Below are 16615 nucleotides of genomic sequence, written 5' to 3'. Positions count from 1 at the left end.
GGTTTTTTCTCAAGGCTGTTTTTTAGCAATCTTTGTTGCTCAAAGGAATTGGTTGATTTCCGTTCCAGTATACTCGCTTTCAACGGGGCGTGCGGTGAGCCTCTTTGGAATGTAACTCTATGTTAAGTAAGCCTATGTTAAATCAAATTCAAGAAAGCATATGTGCTCCTGCGTCTGCTAGAAATCCTGCCGAAGCCGGTTTCCTCGTCGCATGCCTTGCAAGTAGAACATTCATGCAGTAGGCACGCACCTTGCACTCCAATCACCTTGTCAATGATGATAGAGAAAAATGAACCATTCGTTGATCAGTTAATATTCTAGCGGATATCAACCACTTCAATACCAACAATCCCTACGGACCCATCCTTTTATTTCAATTGATGTTGCCTCAGTCTTGTTTTGTAATCCTCTGATAAGTTATAATGTTTTTAAGTGACGTGATCGGGATTAATTTTTTACATACAACTTAGGAGGAATATACACATTGTCAAAACAAAATAGAGAGAAGATTAAAGTTTTTGCCTTGGGCGGCGTAGGTGAGATCGGCAAAAACATGTATGTAGTGGATACGGGTGAAGAAATTTTTGTTATGGACTCCGGTCTAATGTTTCCGCAGGAGGAAATGCTCGGAATTGATATCGTAATACCGGATGTAACTTACTTAAAGGAAAACATTGAACGAGTAACAGGAATCTTCTTGACTCATGCCCATGAAGACCATATTGGAGGACTTCCTTATGTTCTAAGACAAGTTCCGGTTCCTGTTTATGGGACTCGCCTGACATTAGGCCTTGTAGAAGCTAAATTAAAAGAGGCAGGTCTGCTTCGTTCTACAGAACTTAATTTAATCGAAACAAATCAGAAATTATCGTTTAACAGTGCAAAAGTTAGTTTTTTTCATGTGAATCATAGTATTCCAGATGCAGTCGGTATTGCAATTCACACGTCACAGGGAGTTATTGCAAATACTGGTGATTTTAAGATAGATCACACACCAATTGATGGTCAGCATACAGAATTCGGAAAAATATCAGCACTTGCAGAAGAAGGTGTTCTTTGTCTTCTTTCTGACAGCACGAATGCGGAACGTCCAGGTTCTACGGGACCCGAAGCTCAAGTTGGACATGAGATACTAGATGTATTCCAGGCTGCAAAAGGACGTATCATTATTGCTTCCTTTGCATCGAATGTCCATCGTGTTCAGCAAGTGATGAATGCAGCTGCCAAAACAAATCGTAAAGTTGCTGTAAATGGCCGGAGCATGGTGAAAGTAGTAGACATCGCTTCACAGCTTGGTTATTTAAATATCGAAAAAGACCTCCTCATCACAATCGATCAAGCAAACGATTACAGTGATGAGAAAGTTGTTATTCTAACAACTGGAAGCCAGGGAGAGTCTATGGCGGCCTTATCAAGAATGGCTCAAAAATCCCATAAGCAAATTGCACTTCGTCCTACAGATACTGTTGTTATTGCCGCTACCCCGATACCTGGTAATGAAACTTCTGTTGCTAAAATGGTGGATAAATTAATGCGGACTGGTGCAGATGTAATTTTCGGCCAGAAAAAGGTTCACGTTTCAGGTCATGGAAGTGCAGAAGAACTGAAATTCATGCTCAGTATGATGAAGCCGAAATATTTTATTCCCGTTCATGGTGAATATAAAATGCAAAAAGCCCATCAAAAACTTGCAATTGAAGTAGGCGTTGAAAAAGATAATATCTTTATCATTGATAAAGGTGAAGTCGTAGAATTTGCAAACGGACAGGCTCAAAAGACTGGAAAAGTTCCTTCAGGAAATGTTCTTGTAGACGGATTGGGTGTCGGTGATATCGGGAATATCGTATTGCGTGACCGTAAACTCCTATCACAAGACGGCATCCTTGTTGTTGTAGTAACAATAAGCAAGGATTCTCATCAGCTTGTTTCCGGACCAGAAATCATTTCCCGTGGCTTCGTATATGTGCGTGAAAGTGAGGCGCTTCTTCAAGAGGCTAACACAAAAGTCCGTGATGTACTTGAAAAATGCATGAGTGAGAATATGAAAGAATGGTCTAGTCTAAAATCAAATGTAAGAGATACATTAAGTCAGTATTTATTTGAAAAAACTAAAAGAAGACCAATGATCATGCCGATCATTATGGAAATTTAACCTGCTGTTTTTTAGCAGGTTTTTTTTATTTTCTTATCATACGTTTAGAAATAACGCCCATACTAAGAAGAACTAAAAGAGAAGGGGTGGAGATTATGGACCAAACACCAGAAACAGAAACACCGCAGCCAGAAGCGCCTCCTAAAAAAGATGAAAGCTCAGGATTGATACAAAAAATTCAATCACTGGGACAAACAAATGTACCTCAGCTGGAAGGTTCGAGTATTCACTGTTTAACGATCGTAGGACAAATAGAAGGCCATATGCAGCTGCCGCCAAATAATAAAGCTACAAAATATGAACATTTGATTCCGCAGCTGGTTGCCATCGAACAAAATCACAAGATTGAAGGATTGCTTGTAATATTAAATACTGTTGGCGGTGACGTTGAAGCGGGACTTGCTATTTCAGAAATGATTGCTTCTTTGTCAAAACCAAGTGTTTCACTAGTCTTAGGCGGAGGACACTCTATTGGAGTGCCTATCGCTGTCAGTGCTAAATATTCTTTCATCGTTCCTACAGCTACAATGACGATTCACCCTGTAAGACTTACAGGATTAGTAATAGGTGTGCCGCAAACATTTGAATATCTTGATAAGATGCAAGAAAGAGTGATTTCATTTGTGACAAGCCATTCCAAGATCAGTGAAGAGCGTTTTAAAGAACTGATGTTTTCAAAAGGAAATTTAACGAGAGATATCGGAACAAATGTAATCGGGACTGATGCCGTTAAAGATGGACTTATTAATGAGGTTGGAGGGCTGGGTCAGGCGATTAAAAAATTGAACGATCTTATCGAAGAACATAAAAATATTGAGTCGGACGGTATAAAACAATGACTTGGTATACTATGCAGCCGTATGAATTGATGTTTCCGGAAGAAGGAAACAATGGAGCTATGCAGAATGTAATACTCTATAATGATGTTCCTGTTCTTGTTGAGCGGATCGGTGATGAGACAAGAATCGTTCAGATCATGAGCACAGACCCTTCGCATTATTTATTAGAAGACTGTCAGCCCGGAATGACGCTGCGAAACTTTTAATTAGTCACCTAAGAAATATGCTATACTAATGTGGGCAGCCTTTGTATATGCAGGGCTGCTTTTCTTTCCTTTTCCTATATACATACATAAAGAAAACAGCATGGTTGTGAGGTGAAATTGGTGGCAAAAAATAAGAAAAAGAAAGTTAAAAATAAAGCAAGATGGAAAGAGCAGCTGACATATGAGATTGCAGGTTTATCATTATTAGCTCTTGCATCATTAGGTCTAGCTAAAATGGGAAACGTCGGTATGGCATTCGTGCATCTTTTACGTTTTTTTAGTGGAGAATGGTATGGCGTTTTGCTTTTAACCTGTATTTTATTATCTTTTTATCTTATTTGGAAACGAAGCTGGCCAGCTATGATTTCAAAAAGATTAACAGGTATTTATCTTCTATTCTTCTCATTCCTCGTTCTTAGTCATTTAACATTGTTTGAACATTTAACGAACGGCGGAGATTGGAAAGATGCTTCTGTAATACGTAACACATGGGATCTGTACTGGCTTCAGCTTCAAGGAACGACAGCTGCAAATGACCTTGGTGGAGGTATCATTGGATCTATAGGCTTTGCGCTATTTTATTTTTTATTTGGAGCGGGTGGTACTAAGCTAGTTATCTTTTTCTTGATTATTGGAAGTCTCCTCTTGATAACAGGCAAATCACTTTCTGTAGTTATGCAGAAGATTGTAACGAGTTTAAATGAAACGAGTGCAAAACTAAAAGAATATCTTTTAGAAAAGAAAAATTCAATTGCTGAAGAACGTTCTAGAAAGGCAAGTGAAAAGAAGACATTAAAGCCTGCTACACCTGATGCTGATGAAGCTGAGACAGAGGAAATCATCATATCTGAAGAACCTGTAATTGAGGATTTTACCAAAAGAGTGCATCATACAGAAAGCGGCGTTCAACTGAAATTCGGTTCTCAAAGCTTTAATGATTCTGAGGAAGCAATCAAGAAAAACGAAACAGAAAAAGCTGAGAGTGAACCTTCAATCTCACCGCTTCCAGCAAACTTTGGTGATGAAGTCATCCAGAACGAGCATTATCAGCTTCCTTCAATGAAACATCTGCGTACTCCTCAAAACAGCGGTCAGCATAAGGACAAGCAGTATGCAGCCAGTAAAAGCAATGCAAAAAAATTAGAAAAAACCTTTGAAAGTTTTGGGGTAAAAGCAAAGGTGCTCAAAGTCCATTTAGGACCGGCTGTAACAAAATATGAAGTGTATCCAGATGTGGGTGTTAAAGTAAGCAAAATCGTTAATCTTACAGATGATTTAGCCTTGGCACTTGCGGCAAAAGATATAAGAATTGAAGCACCGATACCTGGGAAATCTGCTGTTGGTATTGAAGTACCGAATGGCGAGATCTCAATGGTTACGTTGAGAGAAGTATTAGAAGCTCCTCAGTTCTCTGGACAAAAATCACCGCTTGCAATAGGTCTTGGGAGAGATATTTCTGGAGAACCAATAATCGCAGATCTTTCCAAGATGCCCCATCTGCTAGTAGCAGGTGCTACCGGAAGCGGAAAAAGTGTATGTGTAAATGGAATAATAACAAGTATTCTCATGCGGGCTAAGCCTCATGAAGTTAAAATGATGATGATCGATCCGAAAATGGTCGAGCTTAATATGTATAATGGCATCCCGCATCTTTTAGCACCAGTTGTTACAGAGCCTAAGAAAGCAGCTCAAGCACTTAAAAGAGTCGTGTCAGAGATGGAAAGAAGATATGAATTATTTTCTCACAGCGGTACCCGAAACATCGAAGGGTATAATGAATCGATCAGAAAACAGAATGGCAGAAGTGACGCCAAACAGCCGTTTTTGCCTTATATCGTTGTAATCGTCGATGAGCTTGCTGATCTGATGATGGTTGCTTCTGGTGATGTGGAAGACGCTATCACTCGCCTTGCTCAAATGGCGCGTGCAGCCGGAATCCATTTAATTATTGCAACACAAAGACCTTCGGTTGACGTAATTACAGGGGTTATCAAAGCGAATATACCATCAAGGATCGCATTTAGTGTATCCTCTCAAACAGATTCAAGAACAATCTTGGATATGGGGGGAGCGGAAAAACTTCTTGGAAGAGGAGATATGCTATTCTTCCCGTCAGGAGCTTCAAAGCCTGTACGTGTTCAGGGAGCTTTCCTGTCGGATGAAGAAGTTGAAACAATAGTTGACCATTGTGTAAGTCAGCAAAAAGCTCAGTATCAAAAGGAAATGATTCCTACTGAGGAAGCCGAACCTGCTGTAATGGAATCTGAGGATGACCTCTTTTCAGATGCGGTAAAGCTTGTTGTTGACATGCAGACTGCTTCAGTTTCAATGCTTCAAAGAAGGTTCCGTATCGGTTATTCCAGAGCAGCAAGATTAATCGACACGATGGAATCAAAAGGAATAGTTGGACCTTATGAAGGATCGAAACCTAGAGAAGTTTTGATATCAGCAATGCCTGAAGAAAAAGAAGCTTCAAGTTCATAAAAACGGGCTTAAATTGCCCGTTTTTTTTTAATGGCTCATTTCTAAAAGATTACTCCCGTTGAAGGTGTTTTTAAGTACGCTTCCTCGACTGGTTGATTGGAGTGTAGGGTGAAAGACTCCTGGGGGATCAGGGGGACAGGTGAGACTCCTAAGGGCGCAAAGCGCCGAGGAGGCTTACCGCACACCCCCCGGAAAGCGAGCATCCCGGAGCGGAAATCAACCACTTCCAAAGGCATCAAAGTGTAAGAAAACAGCCTTTTTCATTTACCTTTTTATTGAAGAAGTGGTAAATGAAAATAATACCTATTAAAAATTTGTAAAAATAGTATTTATTTATAGAATTAAAAATGGTATATTAATGTCGATTATTCAAACAATTTGTCATACGTCGAACAACTAGTTAAGGTGGTTTTGTAATGTCGATAAAAGCGGACCATCGCTTGTTATATATTAAAGTGATAGAGAAGTTAAAGAAAGATATTGAAAATGGTATTTATAAAGAAGGAGAAAAGCTTCCTTCAGAATTTGAACTTTCCAAACAGTTAGGTATAAGCCGTGCGACATTGCGAGAAGCACTTCGTATTTTAGAAGATGAAAACGTCCTCATACGTAAACATGGAGTTGGAACTTTCGTTAGAACAAGAGCACTTTTTTCTTCAGGTATTGAAGAACTGTACAGTGTTACCGATATGATTGAAAGAGGCGGTAAGAAAGCAGGTACGATTTTTCTTTCTTCGCAAACTACTGATGTTACCGATGAACTTCTTGCAAAGTTTAATAACTCGCTTCCAGACGGGCTTATGATGATGGAGCGTGTCCGAACAGCAGACGGAGAACCAGTAGTATTTTGTAAGGATCACATGCCGTCACATTTGTTTTCAGCCAAAGGGCTCCATGATTATGAATCTTTTTTAGAAATGCTTGAAAAAGAAACTGGAAGACGTGTAATGTATGCCGTTACAAACATTGAACCTATCGGGTATCACGACAGAATCTCTGAAATTCTGGAAAGTGATGAAGGTGTCCCGTTATTAGTGTTAAAACAAATGCACTACGATCAATATGATGAACCAGTGCTCTATTCTTGTAATTACTTTAGATCTGATAAATTTCTATTTTCTGTTTTAAGAAAGCGCTTTTAATAAAAGTCTTTTTTAGGGGGTGATGGGGGTACTTAATTGCACCTAGGGTTAGTCACAAAAAAATGAAAACATTTTTAGGGGGAAATTAACTTGAAAAAGAAATTAGGTTTAATGGTAACTGCAATGCTAACTGCTGGTACTATTCTTGCAGGTTGTGGAAATTCTGAAGAAGGAAAGTCTGGCGGAGACGCTAAAAAAGATTTTAAAGTAGCAATGGTAACGGATACTGGCGGTGTTGATGATAAGTCATTCAACCAATCGGCTTGGGAAGGTTTAACGAAGTTTGGAAAAGATAACAGCCTGGAAGAAAACAAAGGCTATAAGTACTTGCAGTCAACTGCTCAAAGTGATTACAAGCCAAACTTAAACTCTTTAATCCGTCAAAAGTATGATCTTGTTTTCGGAATCGGCTTCTTGATGGGTACTGATGTAGAAACAGTTGCTAAACAGCAGCCGGATGCAAAGCTTGCAATCGTTGATATGGTTGTTAAAGGCGATAACGTTGCTAACATCACGTTCTCTGAGCACGAAGGATCTTTCTTAGTTGGATTAATTGCAGGTATGCAAACTACATCTAACAAAGTAGGATTTGTTGGAGGTGTTAACTCTGAGCTTATCAAAAAGTTTGAAAATGGATTTAAAGCTGGTGTGAAAACTGCAAATCCTGATGCTGAAATTTTAGTTCAATATGCAGAAGACTTTAACAAAGCAGAAAAAGGACAGCAGATTGCTAACACATTCTATGAGCAAGGCGCTGACATCATCTATCATGCTGCTGGCGGAACTGGAATGGGTGTATTCACAGAAGCGAAAAACCGTAAGAAGAACGGTGAAGATGTTTGGGTAATCGGTGTTGACCGTGATCAGCACGAAGAAGGTATGCCAGAAAACGTAACATTAACTTCAATGGTAAAACGTGTAGACCAAGCAGTATATGAAGTTTCTGAGCAAACAGCTGCAGGCAAATTCCCAGGCGGAAAAGTTGTAGAATTCGGTCTTAAACAAGATGGAGTAGGTATTGCTCCAACTCAAGAAAACGTTAAGGAAGACGCACTAAAATCTGTTGAAGATTATAAGAAGAAAATCATTGATGGTGAAGTGAAAGTTCCTAAGACAGATGCTGAGTTCGAAGAGTTCGTAAAAAACTTAAAGTAAGCAAATTATGAAACTATTTTAATAACAGGCCAGGACTTGGCATAAGCCAAGTCCTTCCTTATGTACTTAAAAGGGGGGACATCATTAGAATGGAATACGTAATTGATATGAGGAATATCCGTAAAGAATTTCCGGGAATCGTAGCCAATGACAATATTACCCTTCAGGTTAAAAAAGGGGAGATTCATGCGCTTCTTGGAGAGAATGGTGCCGGAAAATCAACGTTGATGAATGTATTGTTCGGGCTATATGAGCCTGAGCAAGGTGAAATATACGTTAAAGGCAATAAAGTGGTGAACAATGATCCGAATATTGCAAACTCGCTTGGTATTGGGATGGTTCATCAGCACTTTATGCTCGTTGATAAATTTACAGTTACCGAAAATATCATTCTAGGAAAAGAACCGACAAAAGGTGGGAAAGTAGATTTACATACAGCCGCTAAAGAAGTTCAGGCACTTTCTGATCAATATGGACTCAGAGTGGATCCATATGCAAAAATTGAGGACATCTCAGTGGGAATGCAGCAGAGAGTAGAGATTTTAAAGACGCTTTACCGCGGTGCAGATATTCTTATTTTTGATGAACCTACTGCAGTTTTAACTCCACAGGAGATTGTAGAACTGATTCAGATTATGAGAAAACTAGTAAGTGAAGGAAAGTCTATCATACTAATCACTCATAAGCTGAAAGAAATTATGGAAGTGTGTGACCGCTGCACGGTCATCAGAAGAGGAAGAGGCGTTGGTACAGTTGACGTTAAGGACTCCAATCCTGATTCTCTTGCAGCGATGATGGTAGGTCGTGAAGTTAATTTTACCGTTATCAAAGGAATCTCAGAACCAAAAGAGGCTGTTTTGACGATTAAAGATCTTGTTGTTTTAGACAGCCGTAAAGTTCCTGCTGTAAATGGATTGAACCTGACAGTAAAAGCTGGAGAGATTGTTGGGATAGCAGGTGTTGATGGAAATGGTCAATCTGAGCTATTAGAGGCAATTACTGGACTTAGAAAAGCAAATGAAGGTTCTATTCATTTAAGAGATAAAGATATTACAAACAAAACACCTAGAAGTGTTACAGCAAGCGGACTCGCTCATATACCTCAAGACCGTCATAAGCACGGACTTGTCTTAGATTTTTCAGTTGGTGAGAACATGGTGCTTCAAACCTATTACCAAAGGCCATTTTCTAAGAACGGAATACTGAAATTTTCGCCAATTTTTGATAAGGCAAAAAATCTGATTGCAGAGTATGACGTTCGTACACCTGATGCTTATACACTTGCACGTGCATTATCAGGAGGGAATCAGCAGAAAGCGATCATTGCAAGAGAAGTAGACCGTGATCCTGACTTTTTAATTGCTGCTCAGCCTACCCGCGGACTTGATGTCGGTGCGATTGAATTTATTCATTCTAAACTAATTGAACAGCGTGATAAAGGTAAGGCAGTGCTGCTTGTATCTTTTGAGCTCGATGAAATTATAAACGTGAGCGATCGTATTGCGGTTATGTATGAAGGCAAAATCGTAGCAATCGTTGATCCGAAAGAAACGACTGAGCAAGAACTCGGATTATTGATGGCTGGCGGAAAGAGAGGTACTGTAAATGCAGAATAAAAATAATAAGATGAAACTTCTTGTGCCTCTTGTCTCTGTTTTCCTTGGATTGTTAATCGGCGGAATTATCATGCTAGTTAGCGGATACAAGCCTATTGAAGCTTATGTTGCGTTATTTCAAGGGATGTTTGGAGGCCCGTACTATATAGGTGAAACAATCAGACAAATGTCACCTCTGATTCTATCGGGACTTGCAGTCGCGTTTGCATTCCGTACAGGATTATTCAATATCGGAGTTGAGGGTCAGCTATTAGTTGGCTGGCTCGCAGCTGTTTATGTTGGTGTGACTGTAGATGCACCAGCGATTGTACACATTCCTCTTGCTATTCTTGCTGCTGCTTTAGCCGGCGCATTATGGGGAGCAGTGCCCGGTATATTAAAAGCTAGATTTAAAGTTCATGAAGTTATTACAACAATTATGATGAACTATATTGCACTTTACACTACTAATGAAATCATCCGTAGCTTTTTGCTTGCTCCGGGTGAAAGAACAGAGAATGTTAAAGAATCTGCATCTCTTGCTTCACCATTCTTGCAGAGCATCACTGAATATTCAACTTTGCATTACGGAATCATTGTTGCCCTGATTGCGGCTGTGATTATGTGGTTCTTGCTTTGGAGAACGACTATGGGATATGAACTCCGTGCAGTTGGTTTCAATCAGCACGCGTCTCAGTATGCGGGTATAAATGTATCAAAAAACATTGTTCTATCAATGGCCATTTCCGGGGCATTCGCAGGTATTGCCGGAAGTATGGAAGGTCTTGGAACATATCAGTACATGACGATTAACGCCGCATTCACAGGTGTTGGTTTTGATGGAATCGCAGTAGCTCTTTTAGGCGCAAACAGCGCTATCGGAGTAGTCCTTGGTGCAGCACTATTCGGCGGATTAAAGATCGGTGCACTCAACATGCAGTCTATCGCAGGTGTTCCAACAGAACTTGTTGGAGTTGTTATTGCACTTATCATCTTCTTTGTTGCATGCAGTTATATCGTTCATTGGCTGATGAACCGTGTAAGCAAAGGGGGTAAAATCTAATGAGTTTTATGGATATTCTTGCACTTATTATCCCTGCTGCAATCGTATCAGCAGCTCCACTGATCTTCACAGCTCTTGGCGGTGTATTCAGTGAACGTTCCGGTGTTGTAAATATCGGTTTAGAAGGGTTAATGCTGTTTGGTGCCTTTACCGGTGCCGTTACAATCTATTACGGTGAACAGTTAGGATTGAATGGAGCGGCACCTTGGGTAAGTTTTATCGTTGCAATGATCGTAGGAGCCATGCTTGCTTCTATTCATGCACTTGCGAGTATCACACTAAAAGCGGATCAAGTCGTATCCGGTGTTGCTTTGAACTTCCTTGCTGCAGGACTTGCAATCTTCTTAACGAAGAAAATCTTTAATGCAGGACAAACACCAGTAATTTCTGAAAGAATTTCAAAGAGCGACATTCCGTTCTTATCTGATATTCCTTTAATCGGAAAACTTTTCTTCTCTAATGCTTATTTAACATCCTATGTGGCTGTTGGTGTAGCATTGATCGTTTGGTATGTACTATACAAAACACCATTCGGGCTGCGCTTGCGTTCTGTTGGTGAGCATCCAATGGCAGCTGATACAATGGGTATAAACGTAACAAAAGTACGCTATATCGGAGTTTTATTAAGTGGAGCTCTTGCAGGTCTTGGGGGAGCGGTATATGTAGCTTCTATCTCTGGAAACTTCACTCACTCAACGATAACAGGTCAAGGGTTTATGGCACTTGCTGCAATGATTTTTGGTAAGTGGCATCCGCTAGGAGCATTAGGAGCAGCTTTATTCTTTGGGTTAGCTCAAGCAATCAGTATCTCCGGATCCCACATTCCATTTTTACAGGATATTCCAAAAGTATTCTTATTAATCGCTCCATACGTTCTTACAATCTTAGCATTAGCAGGACTTGTAGGACGAGCTGATGCACCAAAAGCTCTTGGAACTCCTTACGAAAAAGGAAAAAGATAAAGGCTGTTTTGTAAAACATTGTTGCTATTGTAAGTGGTTGATTTCCGCTCCAGGATGCTCGCTTTCCGCGGGGCGTGCGGTGAGCCCCCTAGGCTAATATAGCCTGCCGAGGTCTCACCTGTCCCGCTGATCCCGCAGGACAAGGAAGGGTTCGGCAGCGTTCCATCGCACGAAGAAAATGTAATTTTCATTTTCGAGGAGTCTCGCACCTTGCGCTCCAATCAACTAATCAAAGTAGCATTCTAAAAATAAAAAATGTTTAAGAGTAACATTCTTTCAAAATAAGCCCATCACATAAAAGTTCGCCTTATGGCGGACTTTTTTTCTTTTGAAAGAGGGATTGTCATGGTGAGTATAGAAAATGGGTAAACTAGGATGTAGGCTATAATGAAAGGGGCATTTATCCGATGGGAATTGTAAACCATGAACAAACAGATCTCCATGGTATTACCGTACATACGATAGAAACAAAAAAGTACAAGACCACATCATTTATTCTGCAGATAAAAGCTGCTATTAATGAAAAGAACGTTACAAAAAGAGCGCTGCTTTCCTATGTTCTCCAAAGTGGAACGAAAGATTTTCCATCCAGCAAAGAGTTAAGAAGTGCTTTGGATGATCTATACGGTGCTACATTACATGCTGATCTTTCAAAAAAGGGTGAAAACCAGGTAATCAGCATTCGTATGGAAGTAGCAAATGAGAAGTTCTTATCCAAGTCAGAACCTGTCCTCGACAAAGCGTTTCACTTGCTTTCTCAAGTTCTGCTCGCACCTGCTCTTGATAATGGTGTTTTCAAAGAAAATATCGTTAAAAAGGAGAAACGCAGCTTAAAACAGCAAATTGAATCCATCTATGATGATAAGATGCGTTATGCAAATAAGAGACTTCTTGAAGAAATGTATGAATCAGAACCTTACCATTTAAACGTATATGGAAACGAAAATGAAGTCGATGGGATCACTTCTAAAGAATTATTTGATTATTATCTGGAAGTCATTAACAACGACAAATTGGACCTATATGTAATCGGAGATATCTCAACAAATGAAATGATCGAAAAAGTTAAAAAGCACTTTCGTTTTCCAGAGAATCGGAATGAAACGCTTGTAACTGATGATCAAAATCGGGAAGAAAAGAAAATTTCAGAGGTTAAAGAAATTTTTGAAGAGCAGGATGTACAACAAGGAAAACTTCATATGGGGTATCGTACATATACCACATACAGCGACGAAGATTATTTTGCACTTCAAGTATTCAATGGGGTTTATGGAGGTTTTTCGCATTCAAAGCTCTTTATCAATGTGAGAGAAAAAGAGAGTCTTGCTTATTATGCAGCTTCCAGGTTTGAAAGCCATAAAGGTGCAGTGTTTGTAATGAGCGGAATTGAAACTGGAAATTACGAAAAAGCGGTAAAGATTATAAAAGAACAACACGAGGAAATTAAAAACGGGAACATCACTGATGCGGAATTTGAACAGACCAAAGCAATGATCAATAACCAGGTACTTGAAACGATTGACCATCCGATCGGATTATCAGAGGTTCTATATCACAATGTAGTCGCAGGGAAGAACAGAACGATTGAAGAGTGGATGGAAGGCATTCGGAATGTAACAAAAGAAGACGTTGTAAAAGTTGCTAAAAAGGTTACATTGGATACCATTTTCTTCTTGAAAGGAGCAGGCACAAATGGGAATGAAAACATTTGATCAACTAGATGAAACATTGCATTTTGAGGAGCTTGAAAATGGCTTGAAAGTGTATGTGCTCGAAAAGAAAGGTTTTAACAAAACATATGCTACTTTCACAACTCACTATGGATCTGTCGACAACCATTTTAAGCCTCTCGGAAAGAATGAAGAAGTAAAAGTTCCTGATGGAATCGCACATTTTTTAGAACATAAATTGTTTGAAAAAGAACATGGTGATGTTTTTCAAGATTTCAGCAAGCAAGGTGCCTCTGCAAATGCATTTACGACATTCAACCGTACCGCATATCTTTTTTCAACAACAGGTGATGTAAAAAAGAATTTAACCACACTGATCAATTTTGTTCAAGAGCCATACTTTACAGAGAAAACTGTAGAAAAAGAAAAAGGAATCATCGGCCAGGAAATCAGAATGTATGATGATAATCCTGACTGGAGAGTGTACTTCGGGCTGATCGAAAACATGTATCATCATCATCCTGTAAAGATTGATATTGCAGGTACGGAAAAATCAATCGCTAAAATTACGAAAGATACTCTGTATGAATGCTACGAAACATTTTACCATCCAAGCAATATGATCTTGTTTGTCGTAGGCCCGGTAAATGCTCAAGATATCCTTAATTTTGTAAAAGAGAATCAATCACAAAAATCTTTTAAAGAAAAAGCGCCTATTGAACGTTTTTTTGAAGATGAGCCGCCGATAGTAGCAAAAACTGAAAAAGTAATCGAGATGACGGTACAGACTCCTAAATGCTATATAGGTTTTAAAGAGGCAGCTCCTAAGCGTAAAGGAAAAGAATTGATGCGTCATGAGCTTTGTGTAAACTTGGCTCTTGAAATGATGTTTGGCAAGAGTTCACCAAATTACGAAGCCCTTTATGAAGAAGGATTGATCGATCAGACTTTCTCTTTTGATTATACTGAAGAGAACGGTTTCGGGTTTAGCATGCTTGGCGGGGATACTCAGTCTCCTGATGACTTAGTTAAGCGAGTATCGAATATGGTTGAAGCCTTTAAACAGGAGAATATTTCAACAGATTCTTTTGAAAGAGCTCGAAAAAAGAAAATTGGTGCCTTTCTAAGATCATTAAATTCTCCAGAGTTCATTGCAAACCAATTCACGAGATATGCTTTTAATGAAATGGATCTGTTTGATGTAATTCCTGTCTTTGAATCATTGCAAGCTAGTGATGTTGAAGAAGTTCTTCAAAGTCACTTCAAGAAAGAAGCGATGACTGTTTGCCAAGTCCGTAAAAAAAAGTCATAATATAATCAAAAAAACATCCTGGTTCTAGGATGTTTTTTAATTGCAAAGAGGGTTATTTATTTGAAAACTGCGCTCGTTACAGGAGCAACTGGAGCTATTGGCACTAAAATATGCCATATGCTTGCCAACCGCGGCTACTTTTTATATATGCACTACAATAGGAACGCTGATGCGGCGATAAAACTTCAAGAAGTACTCGAAACACGATATAAAGCTAAAAGTGCAATTATTTCTGCAGATCTGTCCCTTCCAAAAGGACCGGAAAACTTATTTAAACAGATAACGGGTCCAATCGATGTATTAATTTATAATTGCGGAGCACAGCATTACGGGCTGTTAACAGATTTCACGGATAAATCAATAAATGAAACGATGCAGCTGCACCTTCTTAGTGCTATTTCTATTACAAGATCAGTTATTCCGGCAATGGTTCAAAATAAAGCAGGAAAAGTTATTATGATTTCCTCGGTCTGGGGAGAGGTTGGAGCTGCCTGTGAAACAGTCTATTCTGCTGCAAAGGGAGGATTAAATGCTTTTGTAAAAGCATTATCCAAAGAACTTGCACCGAGCCGCATTCAAGTAAACAGCGTCTCACCAGGAGTTATTGCAACCCCTATGCTTGATCAATTTTCAGATTCAGAAAAGGCAGAACTTGCATCAGATATTCCAGCAGGAAGGTTTGGAGAGCCTGATGAAGTTGCTCATGCGGTTGAATTTTTAATAAGCAATAAAGCAGATTATATTTCAGGGCACATCTTATCAATAAATGGATCTTGGTTTACTTAAAATTAATGTATAAAAAAGAATGAACTAAGGGATATTAATGCTGTATCAAACCTTTAAGGAGGAGACAGCATGTCTGTATTAGACAACTTTGGCCAATGGAAAAATTTCTTGGCAGAACGATTGAATCATGCTGAGCATGAAGGCATGAACCACGATACGATCTCAAATTTAGCTACAGAAATCGGCGGATATTTAGCTAACCACGTTGAACCTAAGAACGAGGAAGAAAAAGTTCTTGCCGATCTATGGAAAGTGGCAGATGAAAATGAAAAACACGCCATTGCTAACATGATGGTCAAGCTTGTTCAAAACGACGGAAGCCGTTAAACTTAGAGAGGATGTTAAGATTTTTTTCTTAACATCCTTTTATTTTTCTTTCATAATAAATTGAAATCATTTATTATTAATTACAAAGAATAAATGTAGAAATTTGTTTCATTTTGAAGAATAAGGAGCTGAAGCATGGGAGAGCAGGAATGGTATTTAGAGTATGAAATACATAAAAACCGACCGGGCCTCCTAGGGGATATATCATCCTTGTTAGGTATGCTGGGCATTAACATCATAACGATCAATGGTGTTGACAACGAGCGGCGAGGTATGCTGCTGATTATTGATAATGAAGAGAAAACAAACCGGTTAAAATCAATACTGGAATCTATGGATAACATTACAGTAACCAAATTTCGCAAACCAAAGCTGCGTGACAGACTGGCTGTCAGACATGGACGATATATTGAACGTGATGCGGATGACAAAAAAACGTTTCGGTTTATTCGTGATGAGCTTGGTATATTGGTTGACTTTTTAGCTGAATTATATAAGGTTGAAGGACATAAATTAATCGGCGTCAGAGGAATGCCCCGTGTAGGGAAAACGGAAAGCATAGTAGCTTCGAGTGTATGTGCGAATAAAAGATGGGTCTTTATTTCATCAACCTTGCTTCGTCAAACCGTCAGAAATATGCTCGCGGATGATGAATATGATTCTGATCATGTTTTTATTATCGATGGAGCGGTATCTGCAAGAAATATGAACGATAAGCATTGGCAGCTGATTCGCGAAATAATGAGGCTTCCTGCGGCTAAGGTTGTAGAACACCCTGACCTTTTTGTACAGCAAACTGAATATACATTAGATGATTTTGATTACATTATCGAGCTAAAAAGTCACCGCGATGAAGAAATTACATATGAAGCTCTTAAAGAAGATTCAACAGGATTTGGAAATCTAGAATGATGTAAGTGGG

At 39.2% G+C, this 16615-nt stretch carries 14 protein-coding genes; all 14 read left to right on the top strand.

The genetic code is table 11. The features are described 5' to 3' along the window. Positions 1-484: 484 nt before the first annotated feature. The 14 genes from UN64_RS16195 to UN64_RS16130 all read left to right on the top strand — a co-directional run bounded on the left by UN64_RS16195 (position 485) and on the right by UN64_RS16130 (position 16605). The gene (locus tag UN64_RS16195) at positions 485-2152 is read left to right on the top strand and encodes a ribonuclease J (protein WP_077364627.1); all 1668 of its coding nucleotides are present in this window, start codon (positions 485-487) and stop codon (positions 2150-2152) included. Between the two features lie 95 nt (positions 2153-2247). Further along, positions 2248-2991, top strand: coding sequence for a ClpP family protease (locus UN64_RS16190; RefSeq protein ID WP_077364625.1), 744 nt, complete (start codon positions 2248-2250; stop codon positions 2989-2991). Then, positions 2988-3197 carry a YlzJ-like family protein gene (locus UN64_RS16185; protein ID WP_077364623.1) on the top strand — a complete coding sequence of 70 codons (210 nt, stop codon included), beginning with the start codon at positions 2988-2990 and terminating at the stop codon, positions 3195-3197. The genes UN64_RS16190 and UN64_RS16185 overlap by 4 nt, the downstream gene beginning before the upstream one ends. A 120-nt stretch (positions 3198-3317) precedes the next feature. After that, the gene (locus tag UN64_RS16180) at positions 3318-5681 is read left to right on the top strand and encodes a DNA translocase FtsK (protein WP_077364621.1); all 2364 of its coding nucleotides are present in this window, start codon (positions 3318-3320) and stop codon (positions 5679-5681) included. A 416-nt stretch (positions 5682-6097) separates the two neighbouring features. Further along, the gene (locus tag UN64_RS16175; RefSeq protein ID WP_077364618.1) at positions 6098-6823 is read left to right on the top strand and encodes a GntR family transcriptional regulator; all 726 of its coding nucleotides are present in this window, start codon (positions 6098-6100) and stop codon (positions 6821-6823) included. A 90-nt stretch (positions 6824-6913) separates the two neighbouring features. Then, positions 6914-7978: a BMP family lipoprotein gene (locus UN64_RS16170; RefSeq protein ID WP_077364616.1), complete on the top strand. Its 1065-nt coding sequence runs from the start codon at positions 6914-6916 to the stop codon at positions 7976-7978. 89 nt (positions 7979-8067) lie between these two features. Beyond that, positions 8068-9594: an ABC transporter ATP-binding protein gene (locus tag UN64_RS16165; RefSeq protein WP_077364614.1), complete on the top strand. Its 1527-nt coding sequence runs from the start codon at positions 8068-8070 to the stop codon at positions 9592-9594. Then, a complete protein-coding gene (locus UN64_RS16160; protein ID WP_077364612.1) occupies positions 9584-10636 on the top strand; it encodes an ABC transporter permease in 1053 nt (350 codons plus the stop codon). Before UN64_RS16165 ends, UN64_RS16160 begins: the two co-directional genes overlap by 11 nt. Further along, positions 10636-11598, top strand: coding sequence for an ABC transporter permease (locus UN64_RS16155; RefSeq protein ID WP_077364610.1), 963 nt, complete (start codon positions 10636-10638; stop codon positions 11596-11598). The genes UN64_RS16160 and UN64_RS16155 overlap by 1 nt, the downstream gene beginning before the upstream one ends. Positions 11599-12011: 413 nt before the next feature. Then, positions 12012-13310 carry an EF-P 5-aminopentanol modification-associated protein YfmF gene (gene yfmF, locus UN64_RS16150; protein WP_077364675.1) on the top strand — a complete coding sequence of 433 codons (1299 nt, stop codon included), beginning with the start codon at positions 12012-12014 and terminating at the stop codon, positions 13308-13310. Further along, entirely contained in the window at positions 13291-14580 is a 1290-nt protein-coding gene (yfmH, locus tag UN64_RS16145) for an EF-P 5-aminopentanol modification-associated protein YfmH (protein ID WP_077364608.1), read from the top strand. The genes yfmF and yfmH overlap by 20 nt, the downstream gene beginning before the upstream one ends. 60 nt (positions 14581-14640) lie before the next feature. Beyond that, a complete protein-coding gene (gene ymfI, locus UN64_RS16140; RefSeq protein ID WP_077364605.1) occupies positions 14641-15366 on the top strand; it encodes an elongation factor P 5-aminopentanone reductase in 726 nt (241 codons plus the stop codon). Between the two features lie 69 nt (positions 15367-15435). Beyond that, entirely contained in the window at positions 15436-15693 is a 258-nt protein-coding gene (locus UN64_RS16135; protein ID WP_077364603.1) for a DUF3243 domain-containing protein, read from the top strand. A gap of 135 nt (positions 15694-15828) precedes the next feature. After that, a complete protein-coding gene (locus tag UN64_RS16130) occupies positions 15829-16605 on the top strand; it encodes a YmfK family protein (RefSeq protein ID WP_077364601.1) in 777 nt (258 codons plus the stop codon). Positions 16606-16615: the final 10 nt, after the last annotated feature.

Source organism: Fictibacillus arsenicus (assembly GCF_001999465.1).
GTDB lineage: Bacteria > Bacillota > Bacilli > Bacillales > Fictibacillaceae > Fictibacillus > Fictibacillus arsenicus.
The sequence above is the reverse complement of the archived record's forward strand: the minus strand, read 5'-3'. Positions and strand labels throughout refer to the sequence as shown.